We start from the raw sequence: 15,127 nt of genomic DNA, 5'->3' as shown, positions 1-15,127 counted from the left end.
TCAGTCGCGCGGCAACGCGTGCGACTGGATGTCGAAGGGCACGCCGGTCGGCACCGGACCGTCGCCCTCCTTGCGCTTGGTCAGCAGCCCGTACTTCGACTCGATGAAATAGACGCGGTCGCCCCGCACGGCGCCCGATGACGGATCGTTGAGCCCCGTCACCACGGTCTGCAGGGCCAGCTTCGCGCCGCCGACGCGCGCCACCGTGACCTGCCCGCCGTAAGGCCCGTCGCCGAAGGCATTGCTTTCGAACAGCACGAGCCGGCCGGGCTTCCAGGCGCGGATGGCATCCACGTTCTTCATCACGCGCGGCGCCTCGATGCGCGTGAGCTCGCCGGCCTGCCCGTCTGCGCCCAGATCGATGCGCAGCAGATAGGACGCCGCGGCCACCAGGCTCACATAGACCTTGCGCCCGCCATCGATGGCAATGCCGTTCAGTCCCTTGTAGGGGCCGGGGCCGCCCAGCGCCGGGTCTTCCTTCCAGACCGTGAGCGCGGTGGCCCCCGGCGCGAGCCGCAGCACGCGCGGGTGGTAGGAGTCGGTCACGTAGATGTTGCCGGCCGCGTCCTGCGCCATGTCGTTGCAGTAGCCCTCGTCGGGCATCGCATAGCTCGCGCGCGGCGCGCCCGTGGCCAGGTCGTAGCGCTTGAGCGCGCTCGGCGTCTGCGGCACCGTGGTGAAGCCGCTGGTGCCCGAGCAGACCCACAGGGCCTGATGCTTCGCATCGACCAGCACGCCCTGCCCGTTCGCAAGGCCGTTGGCGCCGGGCTTCACGAGCACTTCGGCCTTGGGCGCAACGCCGGGCTTCAGCCGCGCGACCGCGCCCTGGCGCCAGCTGCCGACATAGAACGAACCGTCCGCCCCGATGGCCACGCTCTCCGGATACCAGTCCTCGGGCAGCGCCTGTGTGGCGGGGGGTGCGGCAGTGGCCGCCGTCGCGGCAAGCGCGAGCAGCGCGCCGGCCAGTCGTGTGCGCCTGCTCATTGCCATACGCGAAACACTCGCCCCGTCAGCGGGCCTTCGATGCTGCGCACATAGGCCAGCGCCGCGCGCGCAGCCGGTACGGTTTCGACGCCCGGAAAGAGCGCGCCATACGCGGCCAACGATTCGGTCAGCAGCGTCGGACTCACCGCATTGATGCGCAGGCCGCGCGGCAACTCGATCGCCGCGCCTTTCACGAAGCCCTCGACCGCCGCATTCACCGCCGCCGCATTGCTGCCCCCGCGAACCGGGTCTTCGGCCGCTACGCCCGTGGTCAGCGTGATCGAGCCGCCATCGGCCAGCACATGCTGGCCCAGCAACGCGAGCCGCACCTGGCCCAGCAACTTGTCCTGCAGGCCGATGTTGAAGTCGGCCGGCCGCATTGTCGAAACCGGCCCGAAGAAAAGACCGCCGGCCGCAGACACGATCGCATCGACGCGCCCCACCGCCGCATACAACGCCTCGACGCTCGCATCGCTCGTGATGTCGACCTGCAGGTCACCGCGCGTGCGGCCCGCGCGCAACACGTCATGACCGCGTTCGGCCAGCGCCTGCGCCACCGCGCTGCCCACTGCGCCCGTGGCGCCAACAACAAGAACCTTCATGGAAAACCCCGCTGGATGAAATAAGGAAGGTCCATTGTTTTGCGAATCATTAGTTTGATAAATTGCCATCCGGTTCGGCAATTCGAAACTCTGGGTTCTCAATATGGACAAGTTGCGCGCCATGGAAGTCTTCGTCGCCACGGTCGACGCGGGCAGCTTCGCGGCTGCGGCCGAGGCGCTCGATCTCTCGGCCGTGATGGTGGGCAAGCACATCCGCGCGCTCGAAGAACAACTGGGCGCGCGCCTGCTGGAGCGCACCACGCGCCGCCACGCGCTCACGGAGATCGGTGCCGCCTACCTGGAGCGCTGCCGCGACGTGCTCGCCAGCGTGCACACGGCCGACGGCGTGGCCGAATCGCTGCGCGCCATGCCGCAGGGTGTGTTGCGCGTCACGGCGCCGGTGGCCTATGGCGCGCACCGGCTCACGCCGGTGATCGGCGCGTACATCACCGCCTATCCGCAGGTGAAGGTGGACCTGAGCCTGAACGACCGCGTCGTCGATCTCGCAGAGGAAGGCTTCGACTGCGGCATCCGCTCGGGCGCCGCGGTCGATGCGAACCTCGTCGCCCGGCCGCTCGCGCTGGCGCGCATGTTCGCCGTGGCCAGCCCCGCATGGGTCGCGCGCCACGGCCTGCCGGCGCACCCGAGCGACCTGGAAGCCTTCCCGCTGCTGGGCTTCGCGGCCTGGGGAGCGAACCACGCATGGCGCTTCACGCGCGACGGCCAGACCGTGCATGTGCCGGTGCGCGGCCCGTTCACCACCAACAACGGCCAGGCACTGCTGGCCGCGGCCACGGCCGGCGTGGGCGTGATCGTGCAGGCCGATGCGCTGCTCGGACCCGCGCTGGCATCGGGCCAGGTGGTGCAGCTGTTGCCGGAATGGGAACTGCCCACGCGGCAGGTGTACATCACGCGATTGCCCGAGGCGCGACCCAGCGCCAAGCTGCGCACCTTCGTGGACTTCGTCGTCGAGCGCCTGGGCTGAACGGGCAGCCGGCGTCAGGCCGCAGGCATGTCGGACGGGCACGCCCCGTCATGGCGCCGGGCAATCTCGTGCATCACGCGCGGCAGGTCGGCCACGCTGTCGATGACGAAATGCGCACCGGCGGCGCGCAACCGGTGCTCCGCCACCTGGCGGCGTTCGGCCACTTCCGTCGGCGCGAGCCGGCCGAGCGCGTCCTCGGTCAGGCCGACTTCGTTGCCCGACAGCGTCAGCCCCACGCACCACATGCCCGCATTGCGGCCTTCCTCGATGCCGGGCGTGGTGTCGTCGACCTTGACGCAGGCACGCACGTCGCTCACCCGCAGGGCGAGCACGTTGGCCAGCGCCATGTAGGGCCCGGGGCGGCCGCCGGCGGCAAGCTCGTCGCCCGCCACCACATGGTCGGGCGCGATGCCGGCCTTGGCGGCCAGCGGCAGCAGCACATCGAGCACCTGACGCGGGTAGCCCGAGCACGAGCCGATCTTCAGGCCCTGCGCCCGCAGCCAGGCCAGCGTCTCGATGGCGCCCGGAATGGGCTTCGAATAGGCGCCCACCTTCTCGATCTGCATGGGCATGAAGCGCTCGTACAGCGCATCGATGTCGCCCGCGCCGGGCAGCGCGCCGAAGCGTGCCTGCCACTGGGCGCTGATGGCGGGCTCTTCCAGCAGGGTACGGATGTGGTCCCGCTTGGAAAGCCCCATGGGCCCGCGCGCCTGGGCCAAGCTGATCTCGATGCCGAAGCTCGCGAACGATTCCACGAAGATCTGCGTGGGGGCCAGCGAACCGAAGTCCACCAGGGTGCCGGCCCAGTCGAAGATGACGGCCTGGAGCCGGTGCGATGGCAAAGGGGGGTGGGTCGACGATGTGTTCATGGTGTCAGTGCAAGGGGTGTGGAGGTTGAATGTTCAAGGCGCGGCAATGAAATTGCGACCGCGCGCCCCCGCCAGGGCCTGCGCGATGCGATCGCTCCAGTCCGCTTCGGCAATGCCGTAGCTCACGGGATCGACGCTGACGCCCAGGCCTTCAAGAAACGCCGAAAGAGAAGCGACGGCTTCGTCGATGCGGCCTGCATCGAAGATCGACAGCAGGAGCGCGTCAAGCACCGCGTCGCGCCCCGCCGCGAGCTTCATGATTCGCGGCAGGCTGAACGAGCAGGCAATGCCGTGCGGCGTGCCGTGCTGCAGCGTGATGTCGTACGACAGCGAATGTGCGAGCGCAGTGCGTGTGTTGGAAAAGGCCAGGCCAGCCTGCAATGCCGCGGTGGCAAGCCGTTCGCGCAGTTCGGCCCGATCCGGTTGCGCCAGCAGTTGCGGCAGCGTCGCGATGATGCTGCGCGCCGCGCTGACCGCCAGGCTGGCGGACACCGGATTGCGGTGCACGTTCCACAGCGATTCGAGCGCGTGCGACAGCGCATCGAGGCCGCTGGCCAGGGTGGCCGCTCGCGGCAGGCTCAGCATCAGGTCGGCATCGACGATGGCCGCCTGCGGCCAGGTCCATGGCAGGTGGAGCGACAGCTTGCGTGCGCGCGTCTGGTCCCACACGGTGGCCCACGGCGTCACCTCGCTGCCGGTGCCGGCCGTGGTCGGAACGGCCAGCAGTTGGCGATGCCGCCCGCCCGATGCGGGCTCGGCGCCCTCCATCAGCGCCAGCAGTTCGTCGAAGCGGCCGGTGGTCGTGCGCGTGAGCATGACCTTGGCGCAGTCGATCACGCTGCCGCCGCCGAGCGCGATCACGCAGTCGACGTCCGCGTGGTCGCGCCACAGGCGCTCGTACATCGGGCCGAGCCATGCGACATCGGGGTTGGGGCGCACGTCGGTCTCGACCGCGGCGAGCCGCTCGCCCAGCAAGCCGCGGATGCGGTCGACGAGCCCGAGCGCCATCGCCTCGGGAAACGCAACGAGGATCGCGCGGCGCTGGCCCAGCAGCCGGGGCAGTGCCTGCAGCGAGCCGCAGCCGGCGTGCACGTCGACGGGGTTGTAGCAAGTCCACATGGTTGTTCGTTCAATGCCGCCCGTTGCGCTGGATGCGATGGCGCAGCTGGCTCGACAGCGTGTCCGCCACGATCACCATCACGGTGATGACGATGATGCAGGTGGCCGTCTCGGGATAGCGGAACAGCTTCAGGCTGCTCACCAGCTCGAAGCCGAGCCCGCCCGCGCCCACCATGCCCAGCACGGTCGCGGAGCGCAGGTTCACCTCGAAGCGGTAGAGCACCACCGCGATCCACGCCGTCACGACCTGCGGAAGCACGCCGAAGACGATCACCTGCAGCGGCCGCGCACCGGTCGCGCGCAGGGCTTCGAGCGGGCCCTGGTCAATCTCCTCGATGGCATCGGCGAAGAACTTGCCCAGCATGCCCGCGCCGTGCAGTGCCAGCGCCAGCACGCCGGGGAACGGCCCCAGGCCGACGGCCGACACGAACACCAGCGCCAGGATCAGTTCGTTGATGCTGCGCACCACGTTCAATGCCTGCCGCGTGCTCTGGTACACCCAGCGGTTGCTCTGCAGGTTGCGCGCGGCCAGGAACGACAGCGGAATGGCCGGCAGCACGGCCAGCAGCGTGCCCCACACGGCAATCTGCACCGTCTCGAGCGCCGGAGCGACCAGCCGCCCCAGGATGCGCGTGTCGGGCGGCAGCGTGCGGCCGAGAAAATCGAGGATCTGCGGCAGGCCGCCAGCCAGCTCCGACCAGCTGAGTTGGGCGCCTTCGGCGCTCCATTGCAGGGCCCAGGCCACGATGCAAAGCCCGACCAGCAGGTTGAACCAGCTGCGGCGGCCCTCGGGCAGCGGGCCGGTCCAGGCGTAGGAGCTGGAGGGAATGGAGGGATTGGACGGATTCTTCATGGTCAACCTTGTGTGCCCGCCACCAGCGGCATCGGCCGTGCAGCCGGGGCGGCCGCGTCCCTCCTGTCGGGCGCGGGCTGCGGCATGTAGATGCGGTCGATGTCGTCGGGGCCCATGGCCTGCGGCGCACCGTCGAACACCACGCGGCCTTGCGCCAGCCCGACGATGCGGTCGGCGAACTCGCGCGCGTAGTCGACCTGGTGCAGGTTGCACAGCACGGTGATGCCCAGCTCGCGCGAGGCGTCGTGCAGGTACTGCAGCACCTTGCGCGAGGTCTGCGGGTCGAGGCTCGCCACCGGCTCGTCCGCAAGGATCACCTGGGGCCGCTGCGCCAGCGCGCGCGCAATGCCCACGCGCTGCATCTGGCCGCCCGACAGCGAATCGGTGCGCTCGTGCGCTTTGTGCGCCAGGCCCACGCGGCCCAGGCATTCGTGCGCCAGCGCGATGTCTTCGCGGCTGAAGAAGTGCATGACCGACGCCAGCGTCGACACCGCGCCCAGGCGGCCGGTCAGCACGTTCTTCAACGCGCTCAGGCGCGGCACCACGTTGTGGTGCTGGAAGATCATGGCCACGCGCTGGCGCAGCGCGCGCGTGTCGGCGCACCGCACGGCGTCCATGCCGCCGACATTCAGCTCGCCGCCGTCGGCCACGGCCAGGCGGTTCACGCAACGCAGCAGGGTCGACTTGCCGGCACCCGACTCGCCGAGCACCACCACGAACTCGCCCGCCGCCGCGTCCATGTCCACGCCGCGCAGCACGGCGTTGTCGCCGTAGCGCTTGGTGAGTTGCCGGATGCGGATCACTTCATGCTCCGCAGGTCGAGCTTGAGCGCCTTGGCGGTGTCGCGCACCACGTTGTAGGCCGCGTCGTTGGTCGGCGCAAAGCCGTTCAGCACGCCCTGGTCGCCCCATGGCAGGTCCTTGACGTTGGCCAGGGCCTTGGCGATCTTCGCTTTCAGCGCCGGGTCGAGGTCCTTGCGCCAGACCATGGGCGACTCGGGAATCGGGTTCGACGACCACACGATTTCGAGCTCGTCAGGCTTGACCTGGCCCTTGGCGATGGCGCTCGCGAGAATGCGGTCGGCCACGGCGGCGGCATCGACCTTCTTGTTGGCCACGGCCAGGATGCTGGCGTCGTGCGAGCCCGAGAAGATCACGCGGCTGAAGAAGGTCTCGGGGTCGTAGCCGGCCTGCAGCAGGCCCGCCTTGGGGAACAGGTGGCCCGAGGCCGAGGTCGGGTCGACGAAGGCGAAGGTGTGGCCCTTCAGGTCGGCGGTCTTGGCCAGGCCGCTGTCCTTGCGCGCAATGATCACGCTCTTGTACGCGCTCTGGCCGGTCTTCTTGGTGACGGCGACCGCGAAGGCCTCCACGTCCGCGACCTGGTTGGCCAGCACATAGGAGAACGGGCCGAGGTAGGCCACGTCGAGCTTCTTGGAGCGCAGGGCCTCGATGACGCCGTTGTAGTCCGTGGCAACGAAGGGCTTGACCGGCATGCCCAGCTGCTGCTGCAGGCTGTCGAGCACCAGGCGGCTGCTTTCGATCATGGCCTGCGAGTCCTCGGCGGGGATCAGGCCGATGGTGAGGGGTTGCGCGGCCAGCGCGGGCATGGCGGCGGCAGCGGAAAGGGTGAGGGCAAGCAGGCTGCGGCGCAGGCGAAAGAAGGAAGTCATGGCGGTTTCCGTTGGGTGATGGGGTGAGTGAGCTTCGGAGAACTACCGCAAGGCTAAGAACGCCATGTGACACCCGCATATCAGATCGATCACGGATTTGTCACAGTTCCATTCACAAAATCTATGGATGTCAGCAGCCAAACTCCGCGCCTTCCTCGCCGTCGCCCAGCACGGAAGCTTCAGCGCCGCGGCGCGCGCCGTGGGCTTGAGCCAGCCCACGCTCACCACCCAGGTCCAGGCGCTGGAGCGCCTGCACAACGTCGTGCTGTTCCATCGCCAGGGGCACCGCATCGAACTCACCGGCGTCGGCGAGCGGCTGCTGCCCATCGCCCGGCAGATCGCGGCACTGGAGGTCGATTCGTACAACCTGCTGCACGACAGCGGCGACCTGCAGTCCGGCGAGCTCCGGCTGGGTGCCGTCGGTCCCTTCCACGTCATCGAAATGGTCGACGCCTACCGCCAGCGCTACCCGCGGCTGGACGTGTCCATTCGCATGGGCAATTCGTCCTCGGTGTTCCAGGACCTGGAGACCTACGCGGTCGACATCGGCGTGCTGGCGCGCTTTCACGAGGCGCCGGGCTTCAGCGCCACGCCCTATGCGCGGCACGCGCTGATCCTGTTCGTGCATCGGGACCACCCGTTTGCGAACCGCGGAGAGATCCGGCTGGAGGAACTGCACGGCCAACCGATGCTGCAGCGCGAAAGCGGATCGAGCACCCGGCGCGCACTCGACGAGGCCTTCGAGCGCGCGGGCGTGCGGCCGAAGGTGGCAATGGAAATCGGCAGCCGCGAGGCGATCCGCGAGGCCGCCGCGCGCGGCATCGGCATCGGGGCCGTGTCGGAGGCGGAGTTCATTCCCGACGAGCGCCTGCGCACCGTGCGCATCGAGGGCGACCCCGCCGTGACGCAGACCTACCTGTACTGCCTGCAGATACGGCGCGAGAGCCGCGTGCTGGCTTCTTTCTTCGACGTGGCGCTGAAGCTGCGCAAGGGGATAGGGGACGCCGGGGCTTGAGGCTGCGGTACGCCCGACCACCGCGACCTGGTGCTGTCGAGCGAGAAGAAGCGCGCCAACGACCGCATGATGATCTGCTGCTCGGGCGCCAAGACCGCGACGCTGGTGCTAGACCTGCGGCTTGGCGGGCGTGCGGGCTGAAGCGGGCGCGGCGGGCTTGCGCTTCGTGGCCGGAGGCTGCTTTTTTTCCCCGCCCTGCGCCATCCACTGATCGACCATCGTCGTCACCAACTGCCGCACCATCGTTCGCGTCTTCGTCCAGGGCATGCCGGGCGTCATGTGCGGGAACAGCACCGTGCCGTGCACGGCGGCCAGCAGCAAGTCCGCGGCGGCGCGCGACGACAGCGTGGGGCGGGCGATCGTCTCGAAGAGCGCATCGACCGTCTCGTAGTACAGCGCCAGGATGTCGTGCACCGCCTGCGACTGGGCAAAACCGTCGGACGCGGAGCGGGCCCCGGGCGCCGGAAAGATGAGGAGGAAATCGTCCATGTGCGACAGCCAATAGTCGGCCGTGCCGATGAACAGCTTCTTCACGCGCTCGACCGGGTCGGGCGTGCGCGCGATCACGCGCCTGAACTTCTGGGTGGCGGCCTGCATGTCTTCGCCACGGACATGGAAGAACAGGTCCTGCTGATCGCGAAAGTACTGGTAGATCGCACCCGGCGCATAACCGGCCTCCGTGGCCACGCGGCGCAACGACACCGCGGCCAGGCCCTCCTGGCTGACCAGGCGCCGGCCGGCGGCGATGAACGCGGCCTTCACCCGCTCCTTGTCCTCGGGGGTGCGGGCGCGGCTGAGAACCTCGCTGCTCGGCTTGCGGAATGGCATCGGTACGACCAGGGTGACAGAACGCAAAAGTATAGGTGCGGCGGGGAAAACCCCGATACTTATTGAACACGTTCAAATAAAATCCGGCCATGCCCGAAATACTTGCCAGCGCCGCCCCGTCCTGCTGTTGCGCAGCAGCCGCCGCCCCGAAACCGGTCGCGCCGCCGGCACCGGTGAGCGGCCGCTTCGAACTCGTCGATCACTTCGGCCAGGCCGTGGACGAACACAGCTTCGGCACCAGGCACCTGCTGGTGTTCTTCGGCTTCTCGCACTGCGCGTTGGTGTGCCCGCGTGAGCTTGCCAAGCTGGGCGCCGCTTTGGAAATGCTGGGCCCCCTGGCCGAGCGGGTGCAGCCTCTGTACATCTCCGTCGACCCGGCGCGCGACACGCCCGCCGTGCTGCAGCGCTACCTGTCCCAATACACGCACCATGCCGGCGGCTTCCTCGGACTGACGGGGTCGCCCGAGCAGGTCGAGGCCGCGAAGAAATCGTTCCGCGTGTTCGCGGAGCCGGTGCCCGACGCCAACGCGCCGGGCGGCTATGTCGTGCCCCACACCGCGCTCGCCTACCTCATGGCGCCGGGCGGCCGCTACGCCACCCACTTCGCCGAAACGCTGGACGCTGCCACGGTGTCCGCGCGAATTCGCACCCACCTGGAGCGCACCACCGATGCCGCCGCCTGACGCCCAAACAGAACCAGGAACGCAAGCAGACACCCTCCGCCTCGACGACAGGCAGGCAGGCCACCTGCGGCACTTTGCCAACCTGTCGCGCCAGCCAGTCAACGACTGGTCGTTCATGCAGGGCCGCGGCACCGGGCAGGACGACTTCGGCGGCTACCGCTTCCAGATGGCGTACATGGCCTACGCCCTGGCGTTGGCGCACCGCCACCGCCTGCCTGCCGCGCCGGGCGTCTTCAAGCCGGTGTTCGAGCGCTTCATGCAGAAGATGCTGCTGCCAGAGGTATGGATGTACTGGGCGCGCGTGAGCCGCGGCGGCAGCGTGCTCAACGCGCACCTGTCCGACGGCTACACCGAAGACTGGAACCCCGTGGGGCGCGACAACATCATGTACAGCGCCTACGTGCAGTCGATGGCGCTGCTGTACAACTACCTGTTCGACGACGACCGCTACGCCGCCCCCGGCGCGCTGACGTTCAGCTACTGGTCGTTCTTCTGGGGCGGCAAGGAGCGCCGCTTCGAATACGACCAGGCAAGCCTCAACCAGCACATCTACTGGCAGATGGTCGAGAGCGGCTACGTGGGCGTGGCGTGCGAGCCCAACTGCGTGTTCCAGATCTGCAACCAGCCCGCCATCCTCGGCTTTCGCATGCACGACCTGGTCACCGGTGAATCGATGGCCGAGGAAGTGACGCAGGGCTACCAGAAGGCGTGGGAACAGTTCGGCCGGTTGGGCGCCAACGGCCACTACAACACCATGATGTCGCAAGACACGCGCGCCATTCGCGACAACGCCGGCCCCTCGCCGTGGGTGGACGCATGGTGCGGCACGCTCATGAACATGTGGAACCGCGAGTTCGTGCATGCGCACTACCCCGCGCAGATCGCCGGCTGGCTCATCCACGAGCCCGACGGCATGATGTCCGTCCGCTCTTTCGAACGGCCCGAGGTGATGGGCCAGAAGATCGTCAACGACGACTCCGACTTCGGCTGGGCCGCGACCTGGGCTTCGGAGATGGGCGACACCGCCGTGCTCGACGGGCTCATGAAGCATGCGGAGCGCTTCATGCAGCCCAGCTGGCGCGACGGCGGCTTTCACTACCCGCGCAACGATGTGCTGGCGGACAAGGACGGCTACCGCACGCTCGTCGAGGCCATGACCGGCAACGTGCTGCTGGGCTACGCGAGCCTGAACGTGCCTGATGGGCTCTGGCGGTTGTACAACGAGCCCTGGTCCGCGTCACACCATCGCGATCCGGCGCTGACGCGGGTGGACGATGGCGTCGACGTGCTGCGGGCACATGTGGCGGAACGAGCGGCGGACACAGCGGAACAAGGCCCTCGCCACCTGCACTTCACCGTGCGCCGTTGCACCGCAAGCCGCGGCGGCTTCGACATCGAGATCGGGCGGCTGTCGAACTGTGGCGCATGGACGCTGGCGCAGCACGGGCAAACCGTTGCGCAAGGCACCGGCGGGCAGTTGGCAGCGGCACACGCATTGGACATTCGCACCGTGACGGGCGGCATCGCGTTCACGTGCCCGGAGGGCGAGGCGTTCGACCTGGACCTCGCCTTCGAGCCTCGCAACGCCTGAACCGCGGCTCAGCCCTTGTCCGCCTTGCCCGCCGCGTTGGCGAACTTGCTCAACAGGCGATCGACCATCCAGGGGCGCGTGTCGCGGTCTTCCGCCGCCTCCTTGCGGCGAATGGCGTCGCGCACGACGATGGAGCCGATGTAGCGGATCGGCTCGGGCGGAAACAGCCCCAGCGGTCCCTGCAGCAGCGGGCTGCGCGTCCACGCGTTGTCTTCGTCGAGCACCAGCGACGAGAGGATCTGCCCACCCATGTAGGTGGGGCCTACACCGTTGCCCGAATAGCCGAAGCCGTAGTAGATATGCGGCGCGCCGTTCAGCCTCCCGAAGAACGGGAAGCCTGTCACCGAGCGGTCCGACGGGCCGTTCCAGCTCGCGGTCACCGGCACCTCGCGCAGCGACGGAAAGAAATCGTCCAGCGCGCGTTTCAGGTCGGCTTCGTACGGCGAGCGCTGGTCGAACACCGGCGCGATGCGCCCGCCCCAGGCGAAGGTGTTGCCGCCCTTGCCCAGCATCAGGCGGCCGTCCACGGTGGTGCGGTAGTAGTAGACGAAGGTGCGCGAGTCGAGCACCGACACGCCGTCGGTCAGGCCCGTGGCGCGCAGCAGCTCGGGGCACTTCTCGGTGATCACCATGTCGCTGGACACGATGGCGATGCTGCGCTCGAACTGCGGCAAGGCGCTGGCCATCCAGGCATTCATCGCCAGCACCAGCTTGGGCGCCTCGAGCGTGCCGCCCGGGGTGCGAACCGAGGCCGGGTGTCCTGCGGTGAAGTCGAGCATCGGGCTGCGCTCGTAGATGCGGATGCCCATGCGCAGCGCCACGCGCCGCAGGCCGCGCACCAGCTTGCCCGGATGCACGGTGGCCGCAATGGGCGAATACACACCCGCCAGGTTGCGCGCCGAGCCCGAGCGGCGCGCCACTTCTGCGGGCGGCAGCGTGCTGTACGACCGGATGCCGCAGTCTTCCAGCCCCCTCATCACCGGGTCGAGCGTGCCGACCTGGGCTTGCGAGGTGGCGGTGTAGAGCGTGCCGTCCTGCCGCAGCTCGGCATCGATGCCATTCGCGTTGCAGAAGTCCGCGATGTGCTGCACGGCCGCTTCCGAGGCCTTGACGAGCCGGATGGCCTCGGCCTCGCCGAACAACCGGCGCAGCGTGAAGAACTTGGCCGACCAGGTCAGCAGGCAACCGCCGTTGCGACCGCTAGCGCCGCTGCCGCAGAGGTCGCTCTCCAGGATGGCGATGTCGAGCGCCGGGTTGCGCTGCTTCGCCTGGATGGCCGTCCACAGCCCGGTGAAGCCGCCGCCCACGATGCACACATCGGCGCGCTGCGCGCCTTGCAGCGCAGGCGCGAGGTCACCGTCGTTGAAGAGAGCCTGTTCGATCCAGAAGGGGCGCATGTTGCTTGCTCTCTCAGGTTGTCAGGGCTTGCGCCGCATCTCGTACGAAAAGCCGGTCTCGCGCTCGGTGACGAACCCCAGGCGCTCGTAGAGCGCCCTCGCCGGGTTGGCCTTCAGCACGCTGAGCGTGAGGTCGGCGCCCGCCCGCGTGGCCTGGTCCGCGACCTCGGCCAGCAGGGCCGCGCCGATGCCGCGGCCCTGCCAGGCGGGCACCAGCTGGATCTGGATGACCACCCACTCCAGCGCGTCGCGCGACACCTTGAGCAGGCCGACCGGTGCGCCCTCGTGCAGCAGCACCTCGGCGCATTCGAAGCGGTGCATCAGCCGCGCCATGTGATGGGCATCGTCGACTTCGGCGCCTGAGGCGACCAGGTGGCCGTTCATCGTCTGCTGGCGAAGGGCGAGCAGGAATGCGATGTCCTGCGGCGTGGCCTGGCGGCGCGCCAGCGCGAGCGGCAGCACCGCGCTCATGACCGCTCCAAGGCGGTCTGGCCGGAAGCGAGCGTCATGTGCCGCGCGGGCCGGCTGGACGCGAGCACCATGTGCCGCGCGTAGTGCGCCAGGCCGGGCGTCTTCGCATCGGCGCACTTGGCGCTGTCGTCCCAGCGGCGCAGGCGCACGGCGTCGAGCGCATGCGGCAACGCCTCGAACTGCAGCGCCTGCGCGTCGTCGAACACGCCGCCCTGCAGCACCAGGCTGCGCTGCGAGTCGGCCGACAGGGCTTGCAGGTAGCCCGGCTCGCGCGCGCACAGGTAGCGCTTGGCGTCCACGTGCAGCCGGATCGGGTCCAGCGTGGCCGGGCCGAACAGGTGCTTCAGGAAGGCGCGGCTGCGGTACTGGTGCAGGTCGTCCATACCCTGCTGCGTGGGCGTGCCCGCCATGTCGTGCAGCAGGTGCCCCAGGTCGTGCAGCAGGCTGGCGGTGATGAGTTCGCTGGACGCGCCGGCCTGCTCCGCCAGGTGCGCGGACTGCAGCGCGTGTTCGAGCTGCGTGACGGGCTCGCCGTCGTACTGCGCGTGGCCCTTGGCCTCGAACAGGGCGACGATGCCCGCCACGTCCAACGGTGCGGCGGCTACCACGGCAGCGAGTAGGTCTTGGTGTTGGTGAAGCTCTTCATCGCCTCGAGCACGCCTTCCTTGTAGCCCAGGCCCGAGTCCTTGATGCCGCCGAAGGGCGTGAGCTCCAGCCGGTAGCCCGGCACCTCGCGCACGTTGACGCTGCCCACGTTGAGCTCGCGGATGAAGCGCGTGATGTCGTCGAGCCGGTTGGTGCAGATCGACGACGAGAGCCCGTAGGCCGTGCCGTTGGAGATGCGGATCGCGTCGTCGATGGTCTTGAAGCGGATCACCGGCGACACGGGGCCGAAGGTCTCGTGCTTGGCCACCGTCATCTCGGGGTCGACGCGGTCGAGCACGGTGGGCGAATACAGCGCCCCGTCGCGCACGTTGCCGTGCAGCAGCCGGGCACCGGCCGCAATGGCCTGGTTGACCACCGCCTCGAACTCCTTCGCGGCCGCTTCGTCGATGACGGTGCCTACATCGGTGGCGGGGTCCATCGGGTCGCCGTGCTTCAGTGCCCGGGTCTTCTCGACCAGCAGTTCCACGAAGCGGTCGGCCACCGATTCCTGCACCAGCATGCGCTTGATGGCCGTGCAGCGCTGGCCCGAGTTCTTGTACGAGCCGCTGGCCGCGAGCGTGGCCGCCTCCTCGATGTCGGCGTCGTCCATCACGATGATCGGGTCGTTGCCGCCCAGCTCCAGGATCTGCCGCTTGTACACCGCCTTGCCCGCGATGTACTTGCCGATGGGCACGCCGCCCGTGAAGGTGACGAGGTCGACGTCGGCATGCGTGAGCATCTCGTCGGCAATCTCGCGCGGGTCGCCGGTAATGACCGACAGCATCGGCGGCGGCAGGCCCGCCTCGTACAGGATGTCGGCCAGGATGTAGGCCGTGAGCGGCGTCTTCTCGCTCGGCTTGAGCACCAGTCGGTTGTTGGTGGCGATGGACGGCGCCACCTTGTGGATCACCTGGTTCAACGGGTGGTTGAACGGCGTGATGGCGGTAATGACACCCTGCAGCGGCTCGCGCAGCGTGTACACCTTGCGGCTCTTGCCGTGGTGCGTGAGGTCGCACGAGAACACCTGGCCGTCATCGACCAATGCCTGGTTGGCCGCGAACAGCAGCACGTCGGACGCGCGGCCCACTTCGTAGAGCGAGTCCTTGCGCGAGAGACCCGATTCGAGCGTGATGACGCGCGAGATCTCGTCCAGCCGCGAGGCGATGATCTCGCCCGCGCGCATCAGGATCTTGTAGCGCTCGTAGCGCGTGAGGGTGGGCTTGTAGTCGCGCGCGATGCGGTAGGCCAGCCGCACGTCTTCCAGCGTGGCCTTGGGCACGGTGGCGATCACTTCGCCGGTGTAGGGGTAGGTGACCTCGATGGTGCGGTCGCGATGGATTTTTTCTCCGGCGATGCGCAGCGCTTCCTTGTGGACGGTGCCTGGCTTCAACGTGGCTTGGCTCATGGGGTGCTCCG

General features: G+C 68.6%; 16 protein-coding genes. 4 read left to right on the top strand and 12 right to left on the bottom strand.

From position 1 onward, the window contains the following. Both ACSFBM_RS18200 and ACSFBM_RS18195 read right to left on the bottom strand, forming a co-directional pair. Positions 1–984 carry an SMP-30/gluconolactonase/LRE family protein gene (locus tag ACSFBM_RS18200; protein WP_435485582.1) on the bottom strand — a complete coding sequence of 328 codons (984 nt, stop codon included), beginning with the start codon at positions 982–984 and terminating at the stop codon, positions 1–3. Continuing rightward, positions 981–1,586, bottom strand: a complete 606-nt coding sequence (locus ACSFBM_RS18195) for a short chain dehydrogenase (RefSeq protein ID WP_435485744.1) — start codon at positions 1,584–1,586, stop codon at positions 981–983. Before ACSFBM_RS18195 ends, ACSFBM_RS18200 begins: the two co-directional genes overlap by 4 nt. 121 nt (positions 1,587–1,707) lie before the next feature. Between ACSFBM_RS18195 and ACSFBM_RS18190 the strand changes: the two genes are divergently transcribed. Next, positions 1,708–2,571, top strand: a complete 864-nt coding sequence (locus ACSFBM_RS18190; protein WP_435485581.1) for a LysR family transcriptional regulator — start codon at positions 1,708–1,710, stop codon at positions 2,569–2,571. Positions 2,572–2,585: 14 nt separating this feature from the next. Here ACSFBM_RS18190 and phnX read toward each other — a convergent pair whose 3' ends face one another. Genes phnX through phnD form a run of 5 tightly spaced genes read right to left on the bottom strand, consistent with a single transcriptional unit; the run spans position 2,586 to position 7,081 of the window. Next, a complete protein-coding gene (gene phnX / locus ACSFBM_RS18185) occupies positions 2,586–3,440 on the bottom strand; it encodes a phosphonoacetaldehyde hydrolase (protein WP_435485580.1) in 855 nt (284 codons plus the stop codon). Between the two features lie 33 nt (positions 3,441–3,473). Then, positions 3,474–4,559, bottom strand: coding sequence for an iron-containing alcohol dehydrogenase PsrA (psrA, locus tag ACSFBM_RS18180; RefSeq protein WP_435485579.1), 1,086 nt, complete (start codon positions 4,557–4,559; stop codon positions 3,474–3,476). A 10-nt stretch (positions 4,560–4,569) separates the two neighbouring features. Beyond that, complete coding sequence (phnE, locus tag ACSFBM_RS18175) at positions 4,570–5,412, bottom strand: phosphonate ABC transporter, permease protein PhnE (RefSeq protein ID WP_435485578.1); 843 nt, start codon at positions 5,410–5,412, stop codon at positions 4,570–4,572. 2 nt (positions 5,413–5,414) lie between these two features. Continuing rightward, positions 5,415–6,215, bottom strand: a complete 801-nt coding sequence (gene phnC / locus ACSFBM_RS18170; protein ID WP_435485577.1) for a phosphonate ABC transporter ATP-binding protein — start codon at positions 6,213–6,215, stop codon at positions 5,415–5,417. Continuing rightward, positions 6,212–7,081, bottom strand: a complete 870-nt coding sequence (gene phnD, locus ACSFBM_RS18165; RefSeq protein ID WP_435485576.1) for a phosphonate ABC transporter substrate-binding protein — start codon at positions 7,079–7,081, stop codon at positions 6,212–6,214. The genes phnC and phnD overlap by 4 nt, the downstream gene beginning before the upstream one ends. 127 nt (positions 7,082–7,208) lie before the next feature. Between phnD and ACSFBM_RS18160 the strand changes: the two genes are divergently transcribed. After that, entirely contained in the window at positions 7,209–8,096 is an 888-nt protein-coding gene (locus ACSFBM_RS18160) for a LysR substrate-binding domain-containing protein (protein WP_435485575.1), read from the top strand. Positions 8,097–8,204: 108 nt separating this feature from the next. Here the strand turns inward: ACSFBM_RS18160 and ACSFBM_RS18155 are convergent, their stop codons facing one another. Further along, positions 8,205–8,924, bottom strand: a complete 720-nt coding sequence (locus ACSFBM_RS18155; protein ID WP_435485574.1) for a TetR/AcrR family transcriptional regulator — start codon at positions 8,922–8,924, stop codon at positions 8,205–8,207. 89 nt (positions 8,925–9,013) lie between these two features. On the opposite strand from ACSFBM_RS18155, the gene ACSFBM_RS18150 reads away from it, so the two are divergent. Continuing rightward, positions 9,014–9,607 carry an SCO family protein gene (locus ACSFBM_RS18150; protein WP_435485573.1) on the top strand — a complete coding sequence of 198 codons (594 nt, stop codon included), beginning with the start codon at positions 9,014–9,016 and terminating at the stop codon, positions 9,605–9,607. Beyond that, the gene (locus ACSFBM_RS18145; RefSeq protein ID WP_435485572.1) at positions 9,594–11,198 is read left to right on the top strand and encodes a linalool dehydratase/isomerase domain-containing protein; all 1,605 of its coding nucleotides are present in this window, start codon (positions 9,594–9,596) and stop codon (positions 11,196–11,198) included. Before ACSFBM_RS18150 ends, ACSFBM_RS18145 begins: the two co-directional genes overlap by 14 nt. A gap of 8 nt (positions 11,199–11,206) precedes the next feature. On the opposite strand, the gene ACSFBM_RS18140 is transcribed toward ACSFBM_RS18145, so the two are convergent. Genes ACSFBM_RS18140 through phnY form a run of 4 tightly spaced genes read right to left on the bottom strand, consistent with a single transcriptional unit; the run spans position 11,207 to position 15,116 of the window. Beyond that, on the bottom strand, positions 11,207–12,595 hold the full coding sequence (locus tag ACSFBM_RS18140; RefSeq protein WP_435485571.1) for an FAD-dependent oxidoreductase: 1,389 nt from the start codon (positions 12,593–12,595) through the stop codon (positions 11,207–11,209). Between the two features lie 21 nt (positions 12,596–12,616). After that, complete coding sequence (locus ACSFBM_RS18135; protein ID WP_435485570.1) at positions 12,617–13,066, bottom strand: GNAT family N-acetyltransferase; 450 nt, start codon at positions 13,064–13,066, stop codon at positions 12,617–12,619. Then, positions 13,063–13,674 carry a phosphonate degradation HD-domain oxygenase gene (locus ACSFBM_RS18130; protein WP_435485569.1) on the bottom strand — a complete coding sequence of 204 codons (612 nt, stop codon included), beginning with the start codon at positions 13,672–13,674 and terminating at the stop codon, positions 13,063–13,065. The genes ACSFBM_RS18135 and ACSFBM_RS18130 overlap by 4 nt, the downstream gene beginning before the upstream one ends. Beyond that, complete coding sequence (phnY, locus tag ACSFBM_RS18125; RefSeq protein WP_435485568.1) at positions 13,668–15,116, bottom strand: phosphonoacetaldehyde dehydrogenase; 1,449 nt, start codon at positions 15,114–15,116, stop codon at positions 13,668–13,670. Before phnY ends, ACSFBM_RS18130 begins: the two co-directional genes overlap by 7 nt. Positions 15,117–15,127 lie beyond the last annotated feature (11 nt).

This window comes from Variovorax pasteuri (assembly GCF_051216435.1).
Taxonomy (GTDB): domain Bacteria; phylum Pseudomonadota; class Gammaproteobacteria; order Burkholderiales; family Burkholderiaceae_C; genus Variovorax.
This window is presented reverse-complemented; position numbering and strand designations above follow the sequence as displayed.